This window comes from Negativibacillus massiliensis (assembly GCF_900148495.1).
In the GTDB taxonomy this organism is placed as follows: Bacteria; Bacillota; Clostridia; order Oscillospirales; family Ruminococcaceae; genus Negativibacillus; species Negativibacillus massiliensis.
This window is the reverse complement of the sequence record NZ_FTRU01000008.1, coordinates 1001256-1024161: the sequence shown is the minus strand read 5'-3', so window position 1 is coordinate 1024161 and position 22906 is coordinate 1001256. Positions and strand designations below refer to the sequence as shown.

Annotated in this window: 21 protein-coding genes; all 21 read left to right on the top strand. The window is 45.9% G+C overall.

Annotated elements, in window-relative coordinates:
* The first annotated feature begins 120 nt into the window (after positions 1–120).
* The 21 genes from BQ5375_RS10800 to BQ5375_RS10700 all read left to right on the top strand — a co-directional run bounded on the left by BQ5375_RS10800 (position 121) and on the right by BQ5375_RS10700 (position 22886).
* Positions 121–1431, top strand: coding sequence for an L-cysteine desulfidase family protein (locus BQ5375_RS10800; protein WP_022131855.1), 1311 nt, complete (start codon positions 121–123; stop codon positions 1429–1431).
* Between the two features lie 90 nt (positions 1432–1521).
* Complete coding sequence (ruvC, locus tag BQ5375_RS10795) at positions 1522–2052, top strand: crossover junction endodeoxyribonuclease RuvC (RefSeq protein ID WP_022131856.1); 531 nt, start codon at positions 1522–1524, stop codon at positions 2050–2052.
* Positions 2042–2653 (top strand): Holliday junction branch migration protein RuvA, encoded by a 612-nt coding sequence (gene ruvA / locus BQ5375_RS10790; protein WP_076917912.1) that lies wholly within the window; start codon positions 2042–2044, stop codon positions 2651–2653. The genes ruvC and ruvA overlap by 11 nt, the downstream gene beginning before the upstream one ends.
* A gap of 57 nt (positions 2654–2710) precedes the next feature.
* Positions 2711–3790 carry a Holliday junction branch migration DNA helicase RuvB gene (gene ruvB, locus BQ5375_RS10785; protein WP_022132649.1) on the top strand — a complete coding sequence of 360 codons (1080 nt, stop codon included), beginning with the start codon at positions 2711–2713 and terminating at the stop codon, positions 3788–3790.
* Between the two features lie 336 nt (positions 3791–4126).
* Positions 4127–5512 carry a phosphoglucosamine mutase gene (gene glmM / locus BQ5375_RS10780; RefSeq protein WP_022132648.1) on the top strand — a complete coding sequence of 462 codons (1386 nt, stop codon included), beginning with the start codon at positions 4127–4129 and terminating at the stop codon, positions 5510–5512.
* A complete protein-coding gene (locus BQ5375_RS10775) occupies positions 5481–6341 on the top strand; it encodes a class I SAM-dependent methyltransferase (protein ID WP_076917911.1) in 861 nt (286 codons plus the stop codon). The genes glmM and BQ5375_RS10775 overlap by 32 nt, the downstream gene beginning before the upstream one ends.
* A gap of 260 nt (positions 6342–6601) precedes the next feature.
* A complete protein-coding gene (locus tag BQ5375_RS10770) occupies positions 6602–7510 on the top strand; it encodes an energy-coupling factor transporter ATPase (protein ID WP_022132645.1) in 909 nt (302 codons plus the stop codon).
* 73 nt (positions 7511–7583) lie between these two features.
* Positions 7584–8465 (top strand): energy-coupling factor transporter ATPase, encoded by an 882-nt coding sequence (locus tag BQ5375_RS10765; protein WP_022132644.1) that lies wholly within the window; start codon positions 7584–7586, stop codon positions 8463–8465.
* Between the two features lies 1 nt (position 8466).
* Positions 8467–9285 (top strand): energy-coupling factor transporter transmembrane component T family protein, encoded by an 819-nt coding sequence (locus BQ5375_RS10760; protein WP_022132643.1) that lies wholly within the window; start codon positions 8467–8469, stop codon positions 9283–9285.
* 261 nt (positions 9286–9546) lie between these two features.
* Positions 9547–10932 carry an MBOAT family O-acyltransferase gene (locus BQ5375_RS10755; protein WP_022132642.1) on the top strand — a complete coding sequence of 462 codons (1386 nt, stop codon included), beginning with the start codon at positions 9547–9549 and terminating at the stop codon, positions 10930–10932.
* Between the two features lie 12 nt (positions 10933–10944).
* Positions 10945–12180, top strand: a complete 1236-nt coding sequence (locus tag BQ5375_RS10750) for a DHHW family protein (RefSeq protein WP_022132641.1) — start codon at positions 10945–10947, stop codon at positions 12178–12180.
* Positions 12181–12281: 101 nt separating this feature from the next.
* Positions 12282–12728: an arsenate reductase ArsC gene (locus BQ5375_RS10745; protein WP_076917910.1), complete on the top strand. Its 447-nt coding sequence runs from the start codon at positions 12282–12284 to the stop codon at positions 12726–12728.
* Between the two features lie 230 nt (positions 12729–12958).
* Positions 12959–14014 (top strand): NAD(P)-dependent alcohol dehydrogenase, encoded by a 1056-nt coding sequence (locus BQ5375_RS10740; RefSeq protein WP_022132639.1) that lies wholly within the window; start codon positions 12959–12961, stop codon positions 14012–14014.
* A gap of 168 nt (positions 14015–14182) precedes the next feature.
* On the top strand, positions 14183–15568 hold the full coding sequence (locus BQ5375_RS10735; protein ID WP_022132638.1) for a S41 family peptidase: 1386 nt from the start codon (positions 14183–14185) through the stop codon (positions 15566–15568).
* A gap of 12 nt (positions 15569–15580) precedes the next feature.
* Positions 15581–16972, top strand: coding sequence for a S41 family peptidase (locus tag BQ5375_RS10730; RefSeq protein ID WP_076917908.1), 1392 nt, complete (start codon positions 15581–15583; stop codon positions 16970–16972).
* A gap of 10 nt (positions 16973–16982) precedes the next feature.
* On the top strand, positions 16983–18524 hold the full coding sequence (locus BQ5375_RS10725) for a S41 family peptidase (protein WP_022132636.1): 1542 nt from the start codon (positions 16983–16985) through the stop codon (positions 18522–18524).
* 105 nt (positions 18525–18629) lie between these two features.
* On the top strand, positions 18630–19334 hold the full coding sequence (locus BQ5375_RS10720) for a hypothetical protein (RefSeq protein WP_022132635.1): 705 nt from the start codon (positions 18630–18632) through the stop codon (positions 19332–19334).
* 14 nt (positions 19335–19348) lie between these two features.
* On the top strand, positions 19349–19624 hold the full coding sequence (locus BQ5375_RS10715; RefSeq protein WP_076917907.1) for a hypothetical protein: 276 nt from the start codon (positions 19349–19351) through the stop codon (positions 19622–19624).
* Entirely contained in the window at positions 19608–20168 is a 561-nt protein-coding gene (locus tag BQ5375_RS10710; RefSeq protein WP_076917906.1) for a fumarate hydratase C-terminal domain-containing protein, read from the top strand. The genes BQ5375_RS10715 and BQ5375_RS10710 overlap by 17 nt, the downstream gene beginning before the upstream one ends.
* A gap of 227 nt (positions 20169–20395) precedes the next feature.
* Complete coding sequence (gene truA, locus BQ5375_RS10705) at positions 20396–21172, top strand: tRNA pseudouridine(38-40) synthase TruA (RefSeq protein WP_076917905.1); 777 nt, start codon at positions 20396–20398, stop codon at positions 21170–21172.
* A gap of 7 nt (positions 21173–21179) precedes the next feature.
* Complete coding sequence (locus BQ5375_RS10700; protein ID WP_076917904.1) at positions 21180–22886, top strand: DUF5711 family protein; 1707 nt, start codon at positions 21180–21182, stop codon at positions 22884–22886.
* The last annotated feature ends 20 nt before the right edge of the window (positions 22887–22906 follow it).

The following is a 22906-nucleotide window of genomic DNA, read 5'->3' as shown; positions in this document are numbered from 1 at the left end:
AAGTGCAATATTAAACTTTACGATGTAAAGGAATCATCTACTTTTCATTTACTTTGCTGCCTGATATGATATAATAGAGAAATATTGGAAAAAGGGAACAAGGGAAAGGAAGATGACAGGATGGAAAAACAGGAGATCCTCACGAAACTTCTGAAAGATGACCTAAAGCCTGCGTTAGGAGTAACCGAACCGGGAGCAATTGCCTATGCGGTCAGTCTGGCTGTGCAGCAGCTTGCAAAGCAAAGTCCAGACAGCATACCGGAACGGGTGAAGGTTGTTCTTAACAGCGGAATTTACAAAAACGCCTTTACCTGTGCCATTCCAAACAGCGAGCATCTGGGAAATGAATATGCCGCAGCACTTGGACTTTTGGGAGCAGATCCAAGTCGTTTGCTGGAATGCCTGTCCACCGTTCATCAGATGGATAGAGAAGCGGAAAAGCTGATTTCTCAGGGAAAGGTTACGGTGGAGCTGGGAGAGATTTCGGCGGACATCTCGATTGATGCACTGGTTACCGGAAAGGATGGAAAAAACGTTCGGGTCATCATCACCGGTTCGCACACCCATGTCAGCAGAATTTTGTACTGCGAAAAAACGATCTGGGAAGACAAAAAAGAAGAAAATCACGGAGAAGAAAAACAGGCAGCGATTCATCGTTATACCGTTCGGGAGCTGCTTGACTATGTGCAGACAGTTCCAGCAGAAGAAATTGACTTTTTGATGCAGGCGCATGAGATGAATCATCAGCTGTTTTTATCCGCGCTTGATTCACCAAAGCCGACCTGTACTCCTTGCCTTCTTGCAGAAAATGGGGGCAAGATCATTTCGCAAGACGAGCAGAAAACGGCGGCACTTCTTTGTGGCGGTGCAATTGAAGCAAGAGTTTTAGGGCTGGAGCATCCGGCTATGAGTGTGACCGGTTCGGGTGCGCACGGAATCATTGCGACCTTGCCGCTGTATGCAGTGTATCAGGTAAGACACTGCAGCAGAGAAGAGCTGCTGCGGGCAACGGCGCTCAGCTTCCTGATCTGCATGTACATCAAGGAATATTCCGGTAAGCTGTCGGCATTTTGCGGATGTGCCATTGCCGCGGGAACTGGTGCGGCGTGCGGGCTTGCATTTTTAGATGGTGCAGAAAAGCGGGAAGAACGCATCCATGCGGTCATCAACAACATGGCAAGCTCGATTACCGGAATGATCTGTGACGGGGGAAACCACGGCTGTGTGATGAAAGGACTGGCTGCGGTGGATGCTATGTGGCGCGCAAACAATCTGGCAAGGTGCTTTGTTATGATCGAAAGCATCCATGGAATCAATGGGTCGACCCCGGAAGAAACCATGAAAAACATGGGGCGCATTGCTTCTCCCGGTATGGAAAAGACCGAGGAGGAAATTGTGCGCATTATGCTGCAAAAGCAGAAAATACAGTAACAGCAAAAATACCGGGATACCACTTATTGTGAAACCAAAAGAAATATGATATAATAACTAAGTATGTAAAGAAAAAGGAGGAGGAAGTGCGTGGTTATACTGGGTATTGACCCTGGCTATGCCATTGTAGGCTGGGGTGTTTTGGAATATCAGGGAAACCGCTTTACCATCCGCGGATATGGTGCGATCACCACTCCGGCGGGAATGGATTTTCCTCGCAGACTCCAGATGATTTATGAGGATATGAACACCGTTTTGCAGAAATATCGTCCGGATGTTCTGTCCATCGAAAAGTTATATTTCACCAACAACAAGACCACCGGTATTGATGTGGCACAGGCAAGAGGGGTCATCCTGCTTGCAGCTACCATGCATGGACTCAAGGTGCATGAGTATACCCCGATGCAGGTTAAGCAGTCGGTGGTCGGCTACGGCAAGGCGGAAAAACGGCAGGTGATGGAGATGACCAAAACATTGCTGCGTCTGCCTTGCGTGCCAAAACCGGACGATACCGCGGATGCACTGGCACTGGCAATCTGCCATGCTCATTGTGCAGGAAGTAATTTTTCTTACAGCCAGCGATATGAACAGGAACTGAGGAGGGCAGTCCATGATTTATAGTTTAAGAGGAAAGCTGATTCATGTGGGGGAAAATACCGCTGTCATCGAGTGCGGCGGAGTGGGCTATCTTTGCAGCACCACCCGAACCACCCTCAATGCGCTGCCTGCTCAGGGGTCGGAGGTAATGCTCTATACCTACATGAATGTGAGGGAAGGGGCAATCGACCTCTTTGGTTTTGCCACCATTGCAGAGCAGAACTGTTTTCGCCGTCTGACCTCCGTTTCTGGTGTAGGTCCAAAGGTCGCACTGGGAATTTTGTCCGAACTAAAACCGGATCAGCTGATGCTGAGTCTGGTTTCGCAGGATGTCAAAAGCCTGACCCGCGCGCCGGGTGTCGGCAAGAAGCTGGCAGAACGAATTTTGCTGGAACTGCGGGATAAGGTTAAAAATGAGGAACTGAGCCAGCAGCTTCAGCAGGTAAGCCAGGTGAGCGATCAGCTGGCGTCTGGCAGCGGAAATATCGCCGAGGCAGTGTCGGCTCTGGTCGTTCTGGGATACAGCCAGAGCGAGGCTGCCCGCGCAATTGCGGGCCAGCCTGCAGAGACCAGCGTTCAGGACCTGATCAAGACAGGACTGAAAAAACTTGCCGGTTCAAGATAAACCGAAGGGGATTTTGTGTTTTGATTCTTCGGATAAAAATGGGAAGGAGAAACGGATATGCTGGAAAATGAGATGGACTTTGAAAACCGGATTATCGCTCCGGAATATACCTCAATGGAAGATTCCGATGTCGAGACCTCCCTTAGACCAAAGACCCTTTCGGAATATATTGGCCAGGAAAAAGCAAAGGAAAATCTGTCGATCTTTATGCAGTCGGCAAAGATGCGCGGGGAAGCGCTCGACCACGTACTGCTTTATGGCCCTCCGGGTTTGGGTAAGACGACTCTTGCCGGTATCGTGGCAAACGAGATGGGGGTCAATCTGCGGGTAACTTCCGGTCCAGCTATTGAAAAGCCGGGAGATCTGGCGGCGCTGCTTACCAATTTAAGTGAAGGGGATATCCTGTTTATCGACGAGATCCACCGCCTTTCCCGTTCGGTTGAGGAGATCTTGTATCCGGCGATGGAGGACTATGCACTGGACATCATCATTGGAAAAGGTCCATCGGCACGCTCCATCCGCATCGACCTGCCAAAGTTTACCCTGATTGGTGCAACGACCCGCGCCGGTCAGATGACCTCTCCGCTGCGTGACCGATTTGGTATGCTGCTTCGTTTGGAGCTTTATAAGCCAGAGGAGCTTTGCCAGATTATCACCCGAAGTGCGAAAATTCTGGAAGTGGAATGTGAAGAAGAAGGAGCGCTCGAGCTTGCAAGACGAAGCCGCGGCACACCTCGAATCGCAAACCGCCTGCTGAAGAGGGTTCGTGACTATGCGCTGGTGCTGGGTGATGGAAAGATCAGCCGGGAGATCGCTGACGTGTCACTGGACAAGATGGAAATTGATAAACTGGGGCTTGACTCTAACGATATCCGTATTCTCAAGACGATCATCCGAAATTATGGCGGCGGTCCGGTTGGTGTAGAAACACTGGCTGCTGCGGTCGGGGAGGAGACGGTCACTATCGAGGATGTCTGCGAACCATATCTGATGCAGATTGGTTTTTTGGTACGCACTCCTCGCGGAAGATGCGTTACACCGCTTGCGTATGACCATCTTGGACTTGCTCGTCCGATGGGAGACGAGATGCAGCTCCGTTTTGACCAAATTGAATTTGGACACGATTCGCGCAGTTAGCAGAAAGTAAATAAGAAAGTTTTGTGCCCGCGTAGTACGGGTTCTGTTAATCAGCAGCTGCTATTTGACAAAAACAGAAGTTTTTTGTCAAACTTTTGTACACAAAAGTTTGCGAGGGCTTGGGGGCAGCGCCCCTGTGAAACTTCATAATCAAATATAAAATCGTTCGGGACTGGATGCCGTTTCGATGCTGTGGTACGTGAGTACCCCAGCGTAAGCTGGCTACACCGTTTGTCAGAATACTCATTCGTTTGAAGAAAAATAAGGAAAGTGCGTCAAAAAACGTACATATACTGAAAATACGAATCGAATATAAAACAAAAGGAGTGAAACCCTATGGGAAGAATTTTTGGAACCGATGGTGCGCGCGGCGTTGCAAACACCGAAATCAGCTGTACTTTGGCAATGGATATCGGACGTGCGGCAGCGATGGTGGTTGCAAGGGATCATAAGAAAAAACGCCCGCTGTTTCTGGTAGGACATGATACCAGAATTTCTCACGATATGCTGGAAAGTGCAATTTCGGCAGGACTTTGCTCGGTGGGAGCAGATGTTGTCACACTGGGCACCGTACCAACTCCAGCAGTTGCATATCTGGTAAAAAACAGCGATGCAGATGCTGCTATCATGCTCTCGGCATCGCACAATCCGTATGAGTTTAACGGAATCAAGATCTTCGGTTCGGAAGGCTTTAAGCTGACCGACGATGAGGAATATGAGATTGAGGGAATTGTCCTCGACCATGTTCTGCCATACGATTTAAAATGGAATGATGAACTTGGTACCATCCGCAGCGGTGAAAATATGGTGGAAGACTACATTGACCATATCGTTTCCACCGTTTCATGTGACCTGTCCGGACTTCGTGTAGCAGCAGACTGTGCAAACGGAAGCGCTTCGGCAACCGCTGCAAAAATTTTCCAGAAGCTGGGTGCAGATGTCACCATCTTAAACGACAAGCCAAATGGTATCAATATTAACGATAACTGTGGTTCGACCCACATTGAAGCGCTGGGAAAATATGTAAAGGAAAACGGATATGATCTGGGTGTTGCTTTTGACGGCGATGCTGACCGCTGCCTTGCAGTGGATGAAAACGGTGAGCTTGTTGACGGTGACCGCCTGATTGCAATTTTTGCTTCCCAGATGAAACAGGAAGGACATCTTGCAAACAATACCGCTGTTGTTACCATCATGAGCAACATGGGATTCTTCAAATTTGCAGAAGAAGCAGGAATCCATGTTGAGAAGACAACAGTCGGTGACCGTTATGTGCTTCAGAATATGCTGGAACACGGTCATTGCATCGGCGGTGAGCAGTCCGGACACATCATCTTCCGCGAATATATGACAACCGGAGATGGTCAGCTGACTGCAGTACAGCTTTTGTCCGCGCTGAAGAAGAGCGGTAAGAAACTTTCGGAACTTGCTTCTCTGATGAAGGTTTATCCGCAGGTAATGAGAAATCTGCGTGCAGACAAAGAAATGAAAAAGATGGTTAAAATCGATGCAGGTGTGCTCAGACGTCAGGAAGAGCTGGAAAAACAGATGAACGGCAACGGCCGTATCCTGGTTCGTCCATCGGGCACCGAACCGGTTATCCGTGTCATGGTAGAGGGACCGGAGATCGAGCTGATCGAACGCATCGCAGAGGATATGGAACAGACAATCGTAGAAAGGTTAGGCTATAATGAGGACTGCAAAGGATTGGAAACAATTTGAGGTAATTGATACTTCCGGCGGTGAAAAGCTGGAGCGTTGGGGCGACGTCATCCTGACCCGTCCGGACCCGCAGGTTATCTGGAACACTCCAAAAGGGGATGTGTGGAGAAAGACCAATGCCCGTTATCTTCGTTCCTCCAGCGGCGGCGGAAAATGGGAAATCAAAAATATGCCCCGCGACCACTGGACCATCGAATATAAACAGCTTCGCTTTAAAATCAGCCCGACCGGATTTAAGCATACCGGACTGTTTCCGGAGCAGGCAGTCAACTGGGACTTCATGGCGGATAAAATCAAAAATGCCGGCAGAGAAGTAAGTGTCCTGAACCTTTTTGCCTATACCGGCGGTGCTACCCTTGCCTGTGCTGCGGCAGGAGCGAAGGTCTGCCACGTTGATGCTTCCAAAGGAATGGTTGCATGGGCAAGAGAAAACGCACAGCTTTCCAATTTGCAGGATAAGCCGATTCGCTGGATTGTGGACGATTGCAAAAAGTTTGTTGAACGCGAGATCCGCCGCGGCAATCGTTATGACGGAATCGTCATGGATCCGCCTTCCTACGGCAGAGGCCCGGGCGGAGAGGTATGGAAGCTGGAAGACTCGATCTATGATCTGGTCGAGCTTTGTGCACAGGTTTTGTCGGATGATCCGCTGTTTTTCCTGTTAAACTCCTATACAACCGGACTTTCTCCGTCCGTTATGGAGTATATCCTTGGTGTGACAGTCGGCAAGCAGCATAAGGGAAAGGTATCCTCGTCCGAGATCGGACTTCCGGTCAGCCAGAGCGGCTATGTGCTTCCATGCGGCAGCACCGCAATCTGGGAAAAATAAAAACAGAAAAACACCGTATTTCTTGCAGGAGGTACGGTGTTTTTTGTGATATTTTTAAAAAAATTGTAAACAGGAATAAATTTTTCTCAACCCCCTTTTCTTTCCGGGTAAAATTGATTATACTAATGGAAGATTTGAACAAATTTGGCAGAGTGAAATCCAGCTTTTGAACAAAGGACAAGCTGGAATGGGTGGAGAGCAAAACCTTTTTGAGAAAGGATTGCATCTTCAAATTCAAAAAAAGGTGGTAAAAAACACGAATGAATGATTTTATCAAAGCACAGGGGATCAGCTTCAGCTACCATGTGGAAGAAGGACAGCAGCCGGTCAGCGTGTTTGAAGATCTGGATGTGACCATTCATGAGGGCGAACTGACCGCGGTACTGGGACATAACGGCTCGGGAAAGAGCACCTTCGCAAAGCATCTCAACGCGATTCTGCTTCCATCCGGCGGCAAGGTTTATATTGATGGGATGGATACCGCAGATGAGGAAAAGCTGTATGATATCCGTCAGAAAGTCGGCATGGTATTCCAAAACCCGGACAACCAGATCGTTGCCACCGTGGTGGAGGAAGATGTCGCATTTGGTCTGGAGAATATTGGGGTTCCACCAAAGGAAATGCGGGAACGTGTCGATCGCGCACTGATGGATGTCGGCATCTACGAATACAAAAAACATGCGCCGCACAGACTTTCGGGCGGACAGAAGCAGCGAGTTGCGATTGCTGGTATCATTGCGATGCGTCCAAAATGCATCGTACTGGACGAGCCGACCGCAATGCTCGACCCAAGAGGACGCCGCGAAGTTATGGAGACCATCCAGAAACTAAATCGGGAATATGGAATCACCATTGTGCTGATTACCCATTATATGGATGAGGCGGCACTGTGTGACCGTATCATCGTGATGGATTCGGGCAAGATCATTCTGGACGATACCCCGAAGAAGGTATTTTCCAATGTTCGGGAGCTGAAAACAGTAGGTCTGGATGTTCCGCAGACTTCCGAGCTGATCTATGAGTTTTTGAAGGAAGGATATAATCTGCCAAAAGACGTATTGACCGAGGATGAATGCATCAAGGCGATTACCACCCTGTTCCGCCGCAAGGGAATCAAGCCTGCAAAGCCGGAACAGCAAACTGAGGATTGTTCGCAGGAGATCGTGTAACCAGAATAAGACAGTATTCCAGAAATGGAAACGGTACTTGATAAAACACGCAGAGTAAGGAGAATGTAACAAGATGGCAGTCATTCGGACAGAACATTTGAGCCATGTCTATTCGGAAGGCACTCCGTTTGTCAAGATGGCAATTCAGGACGTCAACCTTTCGATCGAAGAAGGGGAGATGGTCGGTGTAATCGGACACACCGGTTCGGGAAAATCTACCCTGATTCAGCATTTAAACGGATTATTAAAGCCAACCTCCGGAAAAATTTATATCGATGGGGAAGATATGTGGGCGGACAAGGCAAAGCTGCGCGAAATCCGCTTTAAGGTTGGGTTGGTGTTCCAGTATCCGGAATATCAGCTGTTTGAGGAAACAGTTTACCGGGATATTGCATTTGGTCCAAAGAATATGGGACTGAGTGAGGAAGAGGTGGACAAGCGGGTTCGTCAGGCGGCAGCATTTGTTAATGTCACCGAAGAGATGATGAACAAATCGCCGTTTGAGCTTTCGGGCGGTCAGAAACGCCGCGTTGCGATTGCAGGCGTGTTGGCAATGAATCCAAAGGTGCTGATTTTGGATGAGCCAACTGCGGGATTGGACCCAAAAGGTCGTGACCGCATTTTAGGACAGATTCAGGAGTATCAGCAGGATCAGAAAAATACCGTTCTGATTGTCTCCCACAGCATGGAGGACGTAGCCAAATTTGCAAAAAAGGTTCTGGTTATGAATCAGTCCAAAGTGTTTATGTATGATGACACCGAAAAGGTGTTTGAGCATGCTTCCGAGATCGAGCAGATGGGTCTGGCAGTTCCGCAGGTAACCAAAATCTTTATGCGCCTGGCAGATATGGGCTATCCGGTCGATCCACACACCTATACCATCCAGGCGGCAAAACAGCAGGTACTTCGCCTGTTTGAAGAGCAGGAAGCAAAACAGAAGAAGGGAGGAATGTAAGATGCTGAGAGATATTACCATTGGACAGTATTTCCCGGGACATTCCTTCATTCACAAGATGGACCCGCGCATGAAGATCATTGCGTCGGTGCTGTACATCGTGATTCTGTTTGTGGCATCCCGCCCGCTCGGACTGCTGCTTGGTATTTTGATGGTGGTCATGATGTACATGATCTCCAAAATTTCGGCAAAAATGGTGGCTAAAAGCTTAAAACCGGTGGTGCCGATTATCATTTTTACCGCAGTCTTAAACCTGTTTTTTATGACAGGACCAAGTGAACCGTTGGTATCCTTTGGATTTATCCATATTTATCCGGAAGGCGTTGCCATGGCAGTTATGATGGCAGTGCGCATCATGTGTTTGATTGCAGGAACCTCATTGCTGACCTATACCACCTCTCCGATTGAACTGACCGATGCCATCGAGGTGCTGATGGGCCCACTTAAAAAGGTGAAGGTTCCGGTTCATGAGATTGCTATGATGATGACCATTGCCCTGCGCTTTATCCCGACTTTGATTGAAGAAACCGATAAGATCATGAATGCGCAGAAGGCAAGAGGTGCTGACATGGAAACCGGCAGCCTGACTCAGAGAGCAAAAGCGTTGATCCCGATTCTGATTCCGCTGTTTGTATCGGCATTTCGCCGTGCAGATGAACTTGCACTGGCTATGGAGTGCCGCTGCTACCGAGGCAGCGTGGGACGTACCCGCATGAAGCAGCTGGAATATGCAAAAAGAGACTTTGTGGCACTTGCAGTAATGCTTTTGTGCCTGGCGCTGGTCATTGTCATCAATATCTATTTTCCAAAGATGATCTGATCACAATATCTTTTCTTCCCTGAAGTTACTGCTTCAGGGATTTTTTTCCAGAAATCCCAAATCTTTTGTTTTTTCATGGAATAAATTACAAAAAAGCAGCCACTTTATGAAGGGAAGGTTGTCACGTAAGCATTTCTTAAAAACTGTCTTGCTATTTTGCGTAAAATCTGATACCCTTTATAGGTAACCTTTTCCGACAAGATACTTAATTTTTGTATCTTGGGAAAGGGGAAACAAAATCTTATCAGGGAGGTAGAGAACTTGGTTTTCAGCAGCCTGCTGTTTTTATTTCGTTTTCTTCCAATTGTTTTTTTGATTTATTATCTGGTACCGTTTAAACTGAAAAATACGGTTTTGTTTTTATCAAGCCTGTTTTTCTATACCTGGGGAGAACCAAAGTTTTTCCCGATTATGCTTATTTCCATCGGTGTGAACTATGTCGCCGGTCTTTTGATGGAAAAATATGATGAGAAACCCAAAGTCCGAAAAATTTGTTTTTGGGTTGCCTTTGTCGTAACCTTAGGATTTTTGCTTTTCTTTAAGTATACAAACTTTTTCCTTTCCAATATCAATGCTTTGTTTGGCATTGGGCTGCCGCTTTTGGATTCTTCGGAATTCCATCTGCCGCTGGGAATCAGCTTCTATACCTTCCAGATTCTGGCGTACACCATCGATGTTTACAAGCGCAAAATCAAGGTGGAGCACAACCTGATCGACTTTGGCGCCTTTGTTGTACTGTTCCCACAGCTGATTGCAGGTCCTATCGTTCTGTATTCGGACATCAACAAGGAGTTAAAGAACCGCAAAATTACCCTTGCACAGATTGAGGAGGGTGTGGGACTGTTCATCATGGGACTTGCAAGCAAGATTCTGCTTGCAGATACCATCGGCTCTTTGTGGACCGAGGTGCAGACTCTGGGATTTTCCAATGTATCCACTCCGCTTGTGTGGCTGGGCGTACTGGCATATAGCTTCCAGATCTATTTCGATTTCAGCGGCTATTCGCTGATGGCAATCGGTCTGGGAAGAATGCTGGGCTTTTACTTCCCGAAAAACTTTAACTACCCATATATTTCCAAAAGTATCACCGAGTTCTGGCGCCGCTGGCACATTACCCTCAGCTCGTGGTTTCGGGAATATGTCTATATCCCGCTGGGCGGCAATCGTGTCAAACGCTCCCGTCATTTCTTCAACATCTTTGTAGTGTGGTTTTTGACCGGATTCTGGCACGGTGCAAACTGGAACTTCATCTTCTGGGGACTGTATTTCTTTGTTCTTCTGATGATCGAAAAGACCTTCCTGTTAAAGCATCTGGAAAAGAGCAGAATTTTGTCGCACATCTATGTGATTTTCCTGGTAATGATCAGCTGGGCAATTTTTGCTCTGTCGGACATGTCTCTGTTGGGAGAGCTGTTTGTAAGAATGTTCTCGTTAAACGGCGGCATCGACTGGATCTACTATCTGCGTGACTATGCGGTTGTTTTTGTTTTGTGTGTGCTGGCATCCACTCCGGTGTTCAAAATCGCAGCGGATACCATCGGCAAAAACCGCATTATCCGCACCGTGTTCCTGTCGGCGGTACTGCTTGTTTCGGTTGCCTTCATGGTCGATTCGACCTACAGCCCATTTTTGTACTTTAACTTCTAAGGAGGACGGAAGATGAAAACAATCTTAAAATATCCAATGGCAATTTTGTTTTTTGCTTTTGTCCTGGGGATGTTTTTTGTCGATACCTTTAATGCGGACCGATACTATTCCGAGTTTGAAAATACGGTTCTCCAACAAAAACCAACTTTCAGCTGGCAGAGCTTTTCGGACGGAACCTTCGGCAATCAATATGTAAAATACATCAATGATCAGTTTGTCAAGCGCGATGACTGGATCACAATGAAGGCAACCGCTGATATGGCACTGGGAAGAACCGAAAGTCATGGTGTTGTTTATGGAAAAGACGGCTACCTGATGGAAAAGCTCCAGATTGTAGAAGAAAAACCAAGCACCGCCGGAACCAATGTTGTGGCAGAACGCACCTTTGACCGAAGTGTGGCTAACGTTCGAGCTTTTCTGGAGATGTATGACAAGGATGTGACTTTGTCCATCGTACCAAACTCCTATCCTGTTTTGGAGGATAAGGTTCCATACGCTCTGCCGATTGCAGATCAGGAAAAGTATACACAGCAGATCTACGATACCCTGTCTCAGGCGGATAATAGCCTTGAAGTGATCGATTTTACAGAGACACTCAAAGAGCACAGTGATGAGTATATCTACTATCACACCGACCATCATTGGACCACGCTGGGTGCTTATTATGCCTATGTGGAATATTGTCAGGAAAAAGGACTGACGCCGGTTTCTCTTTCTGATTTGGAAGAGAATAAGGTGGAGGATTTTTACGGAACCTTCTATTCCAAGGCAAAACGCCCAGGACAGGATTCGGATACCATCACCTGGTATGATGTACCGGTGGATGAGTTTGCCTTTGTCGCAAACACCAAGGAAGATCCGCAGCTGCTTGAGCTGGGAGAGATGGTAGAAGAAGATGGTCTCCAGCTGCTTTCGGTGGACAGCATGATGGACGAGCGTAAATTCCAGACACGCGATAAATATGCAGCATTTATGTGGGGCAACAGCGGATATGTGAAGATCAAGAGCTCCCATAATCTCGACCATCAGGACGGTAAGACCAGCCGTCTGCTGCTCTTTAAGGATTCCTATGCAAACAGCATGATTCCATACCTGACCTATAACTATGATGAGATTATCGTGGTGGACCTGCGGTATATGGCAAAGAATGTCAGCGAGCTGATGAAGGAAGATTTCGACGACATCTTTGTGATGTATAACTTCTCTACCTTTATTTCCGATATCTCTCTGGCAAACTTGAAATATTAAAATGAAAAGATGTGTCCTGATTCGGGCACATCTTTTTACAGCAACAGATTGACAAACTTCAATCTGTTGCTTATAATACCTCTGTCAGAATGATTGTGTCGATGAAGGGTGTCGGATTTTTTTGCAAAACAGGAGGAAGAAAGGTGAAACCAAAAGTAGCTTTTGTTTGTGTACATAATTCCTGCCGCAGTCAGATTGCGGAAGCTTTGGGGAAAGAGCTTGCTTCAGACGTTTTTGAGAGCTGTTCTGCGGGAACCGAAACAAAGCCGCAGATCAATCAGGATGCTGTGCGGATGATGAAAAAAATCTGGAATATTGATATGGAAGCTTCTCAATATTCCAAACTGATTTCGGAAATTCAGCCGGTTGATATCGTGATAACGATGGGGTGCAATGTGAATTGTCCGTATCTTCCGTGTCGATATCGGGAGGATTGGGGACTGGAAGACCCAAGTGGGAAAGAGGATTCTGCGTTTGAAGAAACAATTGAGCAGATTCATCACAAAATTTTAGATCTTAAACAACGTATCCAAAATGGAATCTGCTAAAAAAGAGTGTCGCCTTTGTGCGGCACTTTTTTTGTTGTGACGGAAATAATTCATCTAATGGGTATGATAGAGAGAATATGTCAGAATCATGAATTTTTTAAGTCTTTGTCATAAATTTGACAAGATTCTGCTTGACGCTCCCAAGAGGAAATGTTATGATTGCAGCACAGAAATAATCCGGAATTTGGATTAAATCTAGGAATTTCTTATAATAAAGGAGGATTTTTATCATGAAAGGTTTTGCAATGCTGGGAATCGGCAGAGTAGGATGGATTGAAAAGGAGAAACCTGTTTGCGGTCCACTGGATGCTCTGGTAGAGCCAATCGCAGTTTCTCCCTGTACATCGGACATCCACACTGTCTGGGAAGGTGCTATTGGTGACCGCCACGACATGATTCTCGGCCATGAAGCAGTTGGACGAGTTGTGGAAGTTGGTTCTCTGGTAAAAGACTTTAAGCCAGGTGACCGCGTTATTGTTCCGGCAATTACTCCGGACTGGGCTTCTTTGCAGGCGCAGGGCGGCTATTCGATGCATTCAGGCGGAATGCTGGCAGGATGGAAATTCTCTAACTTTAAAGATGGTGTGTTTGGTGAGCTGTTCCATGTGAACGAAGCGGATGGCAACCTCGCACTGCTCCCAGACAGCCTTGACCCGGCAGCAGCAGTTATGCTCAGCGATATGGTGCCGACCGGTCTGCATGGTGTTGAGCTTGCAGATGTTCAGTTTGGTGATACCGTCTGTGTTATCGGTATCGGCCCTGTTGGTCTGATGTCAGTTGCCGGTGCGGCAATCCGCGGCGCATCCAGATTGTTTGCAGTTGGTTCCCGTCCAAACTGTGTGGAACTTGCAAAAGAATATGGTGCCACCGACATCATCAACTATCGCGACGGCGATATCGTAAAACAGGTAATGGAACTGACAAAAGGTCAGGGTGTTGACCGCGTGGTTATCGCAGGCGGCGACAATGATACCTTTGCACAGGCAATCGATATGCTCAAACCAGGCGGCAGAATCGGCAACGTAAACTATCTTGGCTCCGGTGACTTTGTGAAAATCCCAAGGGTAGAATGGGGCTGCGGTATGGGTCATAAGACCATTGCAGGCGGTCTGATGCCGGGTGGACGTTTGAGAATGGAAAAACTGGCTTCTCTGATGGAAACAGGTAGACTTGATCCAGGTAAGATGCTGACCCATCGTTTCGAAGGCTTTGAAAATATGGAAAAAGCACTGATGCTGATGAAGGATAAACCAAAGGATCTGATCAAACCGGTCGTTATTATCTAAAAGACATAGAAAAATCCCTCTCCGAAAATCGGAGAGGGATTTTTTGTGCTGCACAGAAAATGATAAATTAAATAAATTGCATGGAATGATATTTTGTTTTTATAGGTAATGTGCTAGAATTGGTGAAAATAAAATTTCTGTATGGAGTAGATTGAAAGAAGGAACAATGTGTTGAAGAAAATTTTTGTATGTATTTTGGCAGCAATGTTGGCTCTTTCCAATGTGGGTTGTACATCGGTTCCCCAGCCAACGATGGAGGAACTGATGATGGAGGTAAACGCTGAGCATCAGGAAGTAGAAAAGGGTACAATTAATGCTTCACAATATGTGGGTGATCTGGTTGACCAGGATTTGAGATGGTCATATTATCCAAAAGAAGATCCAGCAGAGTATGATCCTGAGAAAATCTTGACGCAACAGCAGGCGATAGAGGATGTGACGTACCTCTTCAATGCATTTCACGATTGTTATGGCCCGTATGAATATTTTGGCGGTGCAGAAGTGTTTGATAAGGCAGAGGAAGCAATCAAGGCGGAACTGCAAACAAAAGAAACACTGACCGCTGCTGATCTGGAACAGATTTTATTGGAAAATTTGGCATTTATCAAAGATGGACACTTCAGTATCAATATGAAAAGAGCAAACCCGACAAAGATTCCATTTTTCTTCTGCGAGGTTGCCTTTGTTAAAACAGAAGAAGGTTATCAGACTACTGGGGGGAAAAGGGTAGAGTCAGTAGAAGGGTACAATAATCTGGATGAGCTGATGAAGCGCTCCATTTCGCCGGAGGGCAAATTGGTTTATTATCCAGTTTTATTAAAAGACTGTGATTTTTGGGAAGCTTTGAAATCGCCGCAAACCTGTGATGAGACGTTGACAATTCATTATAGTAATGGAGATACACAAGAATTAACGGCAGAGCCATATCAGATTTATACAGAAATGGATTTGCAAAACCCAGAAAATAATCAGATTAGCAAATTTTATGAAGACGAAAATATTCCGGTATTCCAGTTTAATCAGTTTGCTGAAAAACATATTGAAGAAATTTTAGACGGTGCTACAAAGCTAAAAGATGCACCAATTGCCGTTTTAGATTTACGTTCAAACAGTGGTGGTGATGGGGAAATACCATCGCAATGGCTAAACCAATATACTGGGAAAATAGTTCCAACCAATCGGTATAATATCGATACGAAATCAGGTAGGAAATTTAACGATCGCAGGGATAATTGGATTGAGAATGACAATCTCCTAATTATTCTTACAGGAAAATATTCTGCATCGGCTTCAGAGTTGTTTTTAGATTATTCCTACAATTTAGAGAATACGTTGATTATAGGAGAAAACAGTAACGGTTCTTTAGTTGGAACGTCTGGAAAAATCTCTTTGCCAAATAGTAGTTGTCAAGTTGATATTGGCGGAGGCACAATTTGCGTATTAGCAGAAGAAAACGACTGCTTCGAGGAACTACGGGGATTCTATCCCGATATCTGGGTTCCGGCAGGGGAAGCGGAAGAACTGGCAGTGAAGCTGATTGAGAATTTGAAATAGGAAGTGGAGAGAATGAAGCATAAGATAAAAATTTTAGTGGTTGCGCTGATGTGTATGCTGACTTCTGGCTGCTCAACAGTTCCCCAGCCAACGATGGAGGAAGTGCTGGCGGAGGTAAACGCAGAGCATGCGGCAATCCAAAAGGCAGATGTGAGTACCGAACAGTACTCACAGTATGTTTCATTTAGAAGTTCAATGAACCAAGATTTAAAGCCAGCTAAATCAGAAGGAAATAGCGAACTTTCATTAGAACAGGCGGAATTTGATATCAATCTCCTGTTTGACGGTTTGCATAAAACCTATGGGTTGTATGACCTTTATGGCGGAGACAAGGTCTTTGAAGCAGCGCGTCAGCAGGCACTTACAGATTGTAAAAATGCTGGCAAAATGAATGCGGATGTACTTCGGCAGATTATACAGAATAATCTCTCTTTTATTCATGATATGCATTTTACGATTGATGGAGAAAATATTTCAGAAGGACTTTATCCATGTTTTTTCACAGAGATTTCCTTCCAAAAGATATCAGACGGATACAGTACAATAGATGGTAAAGTAGTCGAGTCGGTCGATGGAGCGGATAATTTGGATTCTCTTTTTAAACGATCTTTGACAAGAAAAGGAGAGATTGTTTATTGGCCCGTTACGTTTGCAAAAGAAGAGGAAGCAACAAAAAATCCACCATCTTTAACAATTCATTATAGCGATGGCAGTTCACAAACAATAACAGCACAACCCTATGAAGGAATAAAGGAAAATCCAGAATTAAGGGATGTGGATTTGTACGAGAAAAAGGGAATTCCAATTCAGTATTCAAGATGGGTTTTCTCGAAGGATTTTTCAGAGTTTGCAAAGGAATTGGGAAAAGAAAAGGTAAGTGTTATGAATTTGTCCCTTAATGGAGGTGGACAGGCAAATTTAGCATCTGAATGGTGGCAAAACTATTTAGGAAAGGTTGTTCCAACCAATTTCTTTTCTGTTTATACCCAACCTTATATGGGTACAGCAGGATTTCAGGGCATAGGGGATCTAATTGGAGTAGAAGTGGTAGATCCTTGGACTTTGATTTATACTCAATCAGATGACTTTGTAGATAATGAAAATTTGTTGATAATCCTGACAGGAAAGATGACAGCTTCATCAGCAGAAATATTTGTTGATATGGCACGTAATGTTGAGAATACATTGATTATAGGAGAAAATACAGGTGGCTTCTTAACAAACAATATGTCCGGAAGCACAAAATTAACCTACAGCAGAATTGAAGTTGGTTATGGAAACATGGTTACAATCTTTCCTGAGAACGATTTTGAGGAAGGCTATGGCTTTGAACCCGACCTGTGGTGTCCGGCAGTCTACGCTGAGGAAGCAGCGGTCAATTTAGTTCACAGAATGATGAAATAGGAGAATTTTTATGAAACACATGGTAAAAGTTTTAGTAGCCGCGATATTGTGTGCTTTTATGGTGGGTTGTGCACAGGCAGAACAACCGGTGCAGCAGGATACCCAGACAGCACAAACTCAACAGTCAGATGTAAAAGAGGATACTCAAACAGCAGAACAGACTCGAAAGGAAACTCCTGAGGAAGTGCTTCAACGGTGCACATTAAAAGGGGAGTGGTCGCCGGAGCTGACAGAGCTGATGGAGACAATCAATGCTGAACATCAGGCAATCCAAAAGCCGGTTTTCAGCGAGGAAAAATACGCAAAATATTTAAAAAAAAGGGAAAACAACACGATAAGCGAGAAAGCAGAGCCGAATTTGGACGGAAGCCTCTCTCTGGCACAGATAGAAAGTGATGTCAATTTCTTGTTCGATTCTCTGCGGCAAAATTATGGCTTGTACGAATATTTTGGCGGAGAAGAGGTGTTCGAACCGGCGCGGAGCAGAGTGCTGGAACAGTGCAGGGAAAACAAACAGATGGATGCTTCCAAGCTGGAAACTTTGCTGGTACAGGAGCTATCCTTTATTGAGGACAACCACTTCATATTAGGAAGCGATAATATGGTAACATTAGTGACGTTACATCCTTCCTACTTCTACATAGAAGAGGAGTATCACATGGAGGATAGTCAGTATAAAACCAGTGATGGAAAAACAATCGAGTCGGTAGAAGGATATAAAAATCTGGACGAACTGATGAAACGTTCGCTCAACCGTCAGGGTGAGATTGTTTACTATCCGGTGGTAAGAAGTACATGTCCATATCCGTTTTCCTATCTGACTTGTAATATAGATAAAACTCCAAATAATCTGGTTGTACACTATACAGACGGAACAATACAGGAACTGAAAGCAGAACCTTATCAAAAGGCTTCAAATGAAAGAGAATCACGAGTAGAATTATATGAAAACCGTCAAATTCCGATTGTTTATTCAGACGATATGTTCGATTCCCGTATTATAGGGATGGGATCAAAGCTACGTGGACAATCAGTTTCTATTATGGATTTGATGACAAATGATGGAGGAAAACCGGGTTTTGTAGACAAATGGTTTGAAAACTATACCAAACAAAAGGTAACTCCGAATCAATTCTCGATCTATAGCTGTGCATATCAGGAGAAGGATTTAAACCCGGAAGATATACAGCAAATCAATGGACATACAGTCTATCAGGCAGGAGAGGATATGTTTGTGGAAAATGAAGATCTTTTGATCCTTCTGACATCCTTCAATACCATGTCAGCTGCCGAATACTTCACCGATATGGCTCATAACGTGGAAAATACTCTGATTATTGGAGAAAGCACTTTTGGAGCATTACGGGGAGATATTTGGAACACGATGACAACATTGCCATATAGCAAAATAAAGCTAAATTTCGGTCAGCGTGTATTCGAATATCCCGAGGGTTACTTTGAGGAAGGTTACGGCTTTGAACCAGACCTGTGGTGCCCGACAGTCTACGCCGAGGAAGCAGCGGTCAATTTTGTTCACAGAATGATGAAATAGTTGATTTCCTGTCATATCACGGTAGAAAAGCCCTTCCATTTTTTCAGATAAGATGGTATAATAAATGGGAATTATCATTGATTCAACAGATGGGGAGTGAGCAGGATGGAAAAACAGCCGGAGTTTAAGAAAAATCTCTGGGGTTATGACAAGGAAGCGGTGCTGAAATATATAGATGAGATGAGCCGTACTGCGGCACAGTCGGAGGCAGCGCTTCAGGAAAAGGTCAGCCAGATTGCCCATTCCAGAGAAGAACTGGAAGGTCAGATCGCGGAATTTGAGCAGAAGCTTCAGCATATTTCGGGTGTACTGGATACCGAAAAAGGAAAAAACAAAAGCTTAAGCGAAATGATCGGTCTGCTTCAGGAGGAAATCGACCGCCAGCGCAGATATTCTCAGGCGCGTGATCGGGATTTTCAGGCAATGCAGGAAAAAAATCGCGAGCTTGCCGGACAGATGAAGATCGCCGCTGACAAGAGCAAAAAATACGATGAGGCAGCAGCCTCCATCGGTTCTGCAATCCTGGAAGCACAGCAGACGGCAAGATCGATCATCGATACAGCAAACGGGCGGGCACAGGAAATTTCCAAGGACACCGACCAGTTTATCTCTGCAATCCTGGAAAAAATGGACAGCATGCAGCAGGAATTTGCTTTTCTGCGCGGCAAAATGAACGAGTCGATTAATATGCTCAACAGTCGCTTTGACCAGATTGAAAGCGACCTTTCCCATGCAAGGGAAGCGGTTTATCAAAAATCGGTTCAGTTGCAGCAGCGGGCAGAGAAATATGATTCCCCACTGGGAAAATAGCAGGTTCAGCCGCTGTGTCGGATGACAATATTGTGTTTGAAAACAGCGCAAAGGCAGAGAAGGCAGAAAAAGCGGAGAAGGTAAAGCCTGAAGTATCCGGACAACAGTCGGGGGTCGGGCGGACTGAACCTTACATACAGACACCCAGGCTTACAAGGCAAACAGAAAGACCTGTGCTTTCCCGTTTGAAAACGCAGGTTAAAGATAAAAATTTTTGGGTGCGTACAGCAAGAGATTTTGTTGCGCGCGCAAAGAAAGGTGGTGCCCCATTTGATGGAAGAAATTCGTAGAATGGACACAGAAGAGTTAGTAGAAAATGCAAAGAATCTGGAAGTGGAGGATCATCTGCTGCTTTCCGGCTGGGTATATGGTTTTACCGATCAGGCACACAGAAAGATTCATGATCTGTTGGAAGAGGAAAAGATGCTGCCGGTTGATTTTTCCCGTTCCATCATCTTTTATACCAATCCTTCCCCAGCTCCAAAAGGCGGCACTGCAATTGGAGCAGCAGGACCGGCAACCGCTCAGAACATGGATGTTTATTTAAACGAAATGATGGAGCTGGGTGTTGTTGCAACCATTGGAAAGGGAGAACGCTCCAAAGATGCTTATGAAGCAATCAACAAACACGGAGGCGTTTACCTGACAGCAGTTGGCGGAACCGGCGCACTGCTTTCCCAGTGTGTGGAAGAATGGGAAACCGTTGCATTGGAAGAGCTGGGAGATCAGGCAATCCGCCGCTACAAGCTCAAGGATTTTCCGGTAACAGTTGCTGCTGACAGCACCGGTCGAAATCTGTTCGATATTGGAAAATTCAAATATCGTCGTTTCTAATCAAAATAAAACGCCCTCGGAGCCGCAATGGCTTCGGGGGATTTTTGTGTTTTACGGCGAAAAAGAGGAGGATTTGAAGAAAGCTTCCGGTAAATTTACGTTTTATTATAAAGGGCAATAATGACAGAATCAAAAAAATCTGGTATAATTAATAGATATGTGGAAGATATTTTTTAGAAAAAACCGTCACAACAAGCAGCGGCGGATCAAATAAAGAAGGAGAATCTATGCCGGAACAGAGAAATCTTCTCCTGACGATACGGTATCAGGGGACAAACTATCATGGATTTCAGGTACAGAAAAACGCAGTCACAGTGGCGCAGGTATTGCAGGATGCGCTGGAAAGTGTGCTGGGTGCAAGAGAGGACATCAAGGGCTGCTCCCGTACAGACAGCGGAGTCCATGCCAATATGTTTTGTGTCAGTGTAAAGACAAACAGCAAAATTCCCTGTCAAAGTCTGATACGTGCACTCAATGTAAAGCTGCCTTACGATATTGCAGTCACCGATTGCAGGGAGGTGCCGCTTGATTTTCATGCGCGGTATGACTGCAAGGGAAAAAGGTATCTCTATCAGATCAACAACAGCGAGATCAAAAACCCGTTTGCCTACCGTTTACAGTACGATTATCGCTATCCGATCGATGTGGAAAAATGTAATCGGGAATGCAAATATTTTATTGGTACTCACGACTTTTCCTCTTTCTGTGCAGCAAACAGCTCGGTGGAAGATCATGTGCGGACCATCACAAACTGCGGCATGACCCGAAACGGGGATTTGGTGACCTTCTTTGTGGAAGGCGACGGCTTTTTATATAATATGGTTCGCATCATGGTAGGAACCATTTTGGAAATTGCCGCCGGAACAAAGCCGGAAGGCTGCATTCCGCAGATTCTGGAGCAGAAGGACCGGTCGGTGGCGGGAGCAACCGCTCCGGCATGGGGATTATATCTGGATCAGGTTTTCTATGACTGGCACAAGCCGGAGAATGAGTCGGAAGGATGAAAACACGATGGCAAAGATAACAGATTTTAGAGAGCTCAAGCGCAGACAAGCCCGAAAAAGGGGCATGAAGCTGCTTGCATTGATTGCTCTGGTGCTGGTCGGCACCTATCTGCTGTCCAGTATTGTCAATACACCAAACTTTGCGGGGCTTTCTTCGGTAGTGGATATGATCAAGGGCGGTCCTGGATATCCAATTGATGCTCCCGGCGGAAAAGCAAAGGGAATGTATCAGAACGAAAGCAGCCTTGTTATGCTCAACGAAACAACCATCTATTTTTATAACACCAGCGGAAGCGAGGTTTATAGCGCACAGCACCGTATGGGAAATCCACAGGTGGAAACCAGCGGAACCATGCTGTTAAACTATGACCGCGGGTCCAAAACCTATGCAGCATACAGCCGAAACAACCTGTTTTACAGCGGAACGACCGACAGTGCAATTCGCTGCGGCGATATTTCGGAAAATGGCTGCATCGCGATTGCGACCCAGACCGAAAACGCACAGACACAGGTTCTGGTTATGGATACCAAACAACGCGAACTGTACACCTGGAAAACGGACAATGCCGTAACAGCGCTGGCAATCTCGGACAACGGTTCCTCTGTGGCGATCGCTTCGTCCTATGTAGAACAGGGAGAGCTGAAAAACGCACTGACCATCATCAAGAACGGCGAGCAGAAATGCCGATATGAAATCGCAAATCAGCTGATTCTGGATCTGGAGTTTGATGGAAACGATGTGCGCTGTATTACCGACCGAAGCGCATTTATCCTCTCACAGGAAGGACGGATGACCGGCCAGTTTGATTACAAAGGACAGTCGCTGGCTGCATTTTCCATGTATGACAACGGTGTGATCCTGGTGTTCGGCGATTATGAGCAGGATCGAAAATATACCATGGCTTCAGTGGCATCCGACTTCTTTACCCTCAACGGCACAGCCACCTTGACCGACAGCCTGCAAAAGGTGAAGGCTTATGGCAACACCATTCTGGTGCTGGGAGCTTCCTCCTTCCAGCAGTACAGTACATACGATTGCACCTTGCTGAAAGAAGAGAGCAACGAGGCATATTACGACATCCAGCCGATGGGCAACTCGATCTATGCGATGACCACCACCCAGATTGTACGCCTGCCGCTGGAAGAACCTTCCAAGTTCTCCTTGTTTGGAAGCCATTCTCCGCAGCAGCTTCCGGATGCAGAGGAACAACAGCAGAGTCAGGAAGAACTGGATCTGCTGCAGAGTATCCTCAACGGTATGCAGAATGCAGCGGAGGAACCGGAAGGAAATGAGGTAACAGTCGGTGAATCCGAGCCTGAGACCGTCTATGAGGAAGGATTTATTGAAACAGAGCCGACAGAGCAGGAGAATGAAACAACTCAGTCGACAGAACAAGACCAGACAGAAGAAAATCAGGAGGATCAAACAACCAGTCCGGTCGAGCAGGACGATTCGTTTGATCCGGATAATCCAGACGGAATGGTAAACCAGGGACCGGAACAGGTTCCAATTCAAAACGGGGATATCCAACCGGAATTTACGCAGGAAGAAAGTGATAAAGAGCAGCAGGATTCTTCCCGCCGTCCGGCACAGGATACACCATCCTCGGATGAGACACAGACGACAAACGATGAGGATAAGAAGGAAGATACCGAGAAGCAGGAAGAACAGACAGAAGAATCCTTCTTCTCTTCCCGTCGTCCGGCGTCGTAGCAGAATGTGAAAATAAAAAG

Excerpts from the sequence above, each read along its gene's own strand:
- BQ5375_RS10720 (WP_022132635.1), top strand. The coding sequence starts at position 18,630 with ATGGAAAAACAGCCGGAGTTTAAGAAAAATCTCTGGGGTTATGACAAG.
- BQ5375_RS10800 (WP_022131855.1), top strand. The coding sequence starts at position 121 with ATGGAAAAACAGGAGATCCTCACGAAACTTCTGAAAGATGACCTAAAG.
- glmM (WP_022132648.1), top strand. The coding sequence starts at position 4,127 with ATGGGAAGAATTTTTGGAACCGATGGTGCGCGCGGCGTTGCAAACACC.
- BQ5375_RS10760 (WP_022132643.1), top strand. The coding sequence starts at position 8,467 with ATGCTGAGAGATATTACCATTGGACAGTATTTCCCGGGACATTCCTTC.
- BQ5375_RS10775 (WP_076917911.1), top strand. The coding sequence starts at position 5,481 with ATGAGGACTGCAAAGGATTGGAAACAATTTGAGGTAATTGATACTTCC.
- BQ5375_RS10750 (WP_022132641.1), top strand. The coding sequence starts at position 10,945 with ATGAAAACAATCTTAAAATATCCAATGGCAATTTTGTTTTTTGCTTTT.
- BQ5375_RS10765 (WP_022132644.1), top strand. The coding sequence starts at position 7,584 with ATGGCAGTCATTCGGACAGAACATTTGAGCCATGTCTATTCGGAAGGC.
- BQ5375_RS10725 (WP_022132636.1), top strand. The coding sequence starts at position 16,983 with ATGAAACACATGGTAAAAGTTTTAGTAGCCGCGATATTGTGTGCTTTT.
- ruvA (WP_076917912.1), top strand. The coding sequence starts at position 2,042 with ATGATTTATAGTTTAAGAGGAAAGCTGATTCATGTGGGGGAAAATACC.
- BQ5375_RS10745 (WP_076917910.1), top strand. The coding sequence starts at position 12,282 with ATGAAGGGTGTCGGATTTTTTTGCAAAACAGGAGGAAGAAAGGTGAAA.
- BQ5375_RS10740 (WP_022132639.1), top strand. The coding sequence starts at position 12,959 with ATGAAAGGTTTTGCAATGCTGGGAATCGGCAGAGTAGGATGGATTGAA.
- ruvB (WP_022132649.1), top strand. The coding sequence starts at position 2,711 with ATGCTGGAAAATGAGATGGACTTTGAAAACCGGATTATCGCTCCGGAA.
- BQ5375_RS10710 (WP_076917906.1), top strand. The coding sequence starts at position 19,608 with ATGGAAGAAATTCGTAGAATGGACACAGAAGAGTTAGTAGAAAATGCA.
- BQ5375_RS10730 (WP_076917908.1), top strand. The coding sequence starts at position 15,581 with ATGAAGCATAAGATAAAAATTTTAGTGGTTGCGCTGATGTGTATGCTG.
- BQ5375_RS10770 (WP_022132645.1), top strand. The coding sequence starts at position 6,602 with ATGAATGATTTTATCAAAGCACAGGGGATCAGCTTCAGCTACCATGTG.
- truA (WP_076917905.1), top strand. The coding sequence starts at position 20,396 with ATGCCGGAACAGAGAAATCTTCTCCTGACGATACGGTATCAGGGGACA.
- BQ5375_RS10700 (WP_076917904.1), top strand. The coding sequence starts at position 21,180 with ATGGCAAAGATAACAGATTTTAGAGAGCTCAAGCGCAGACAAGCCCGA.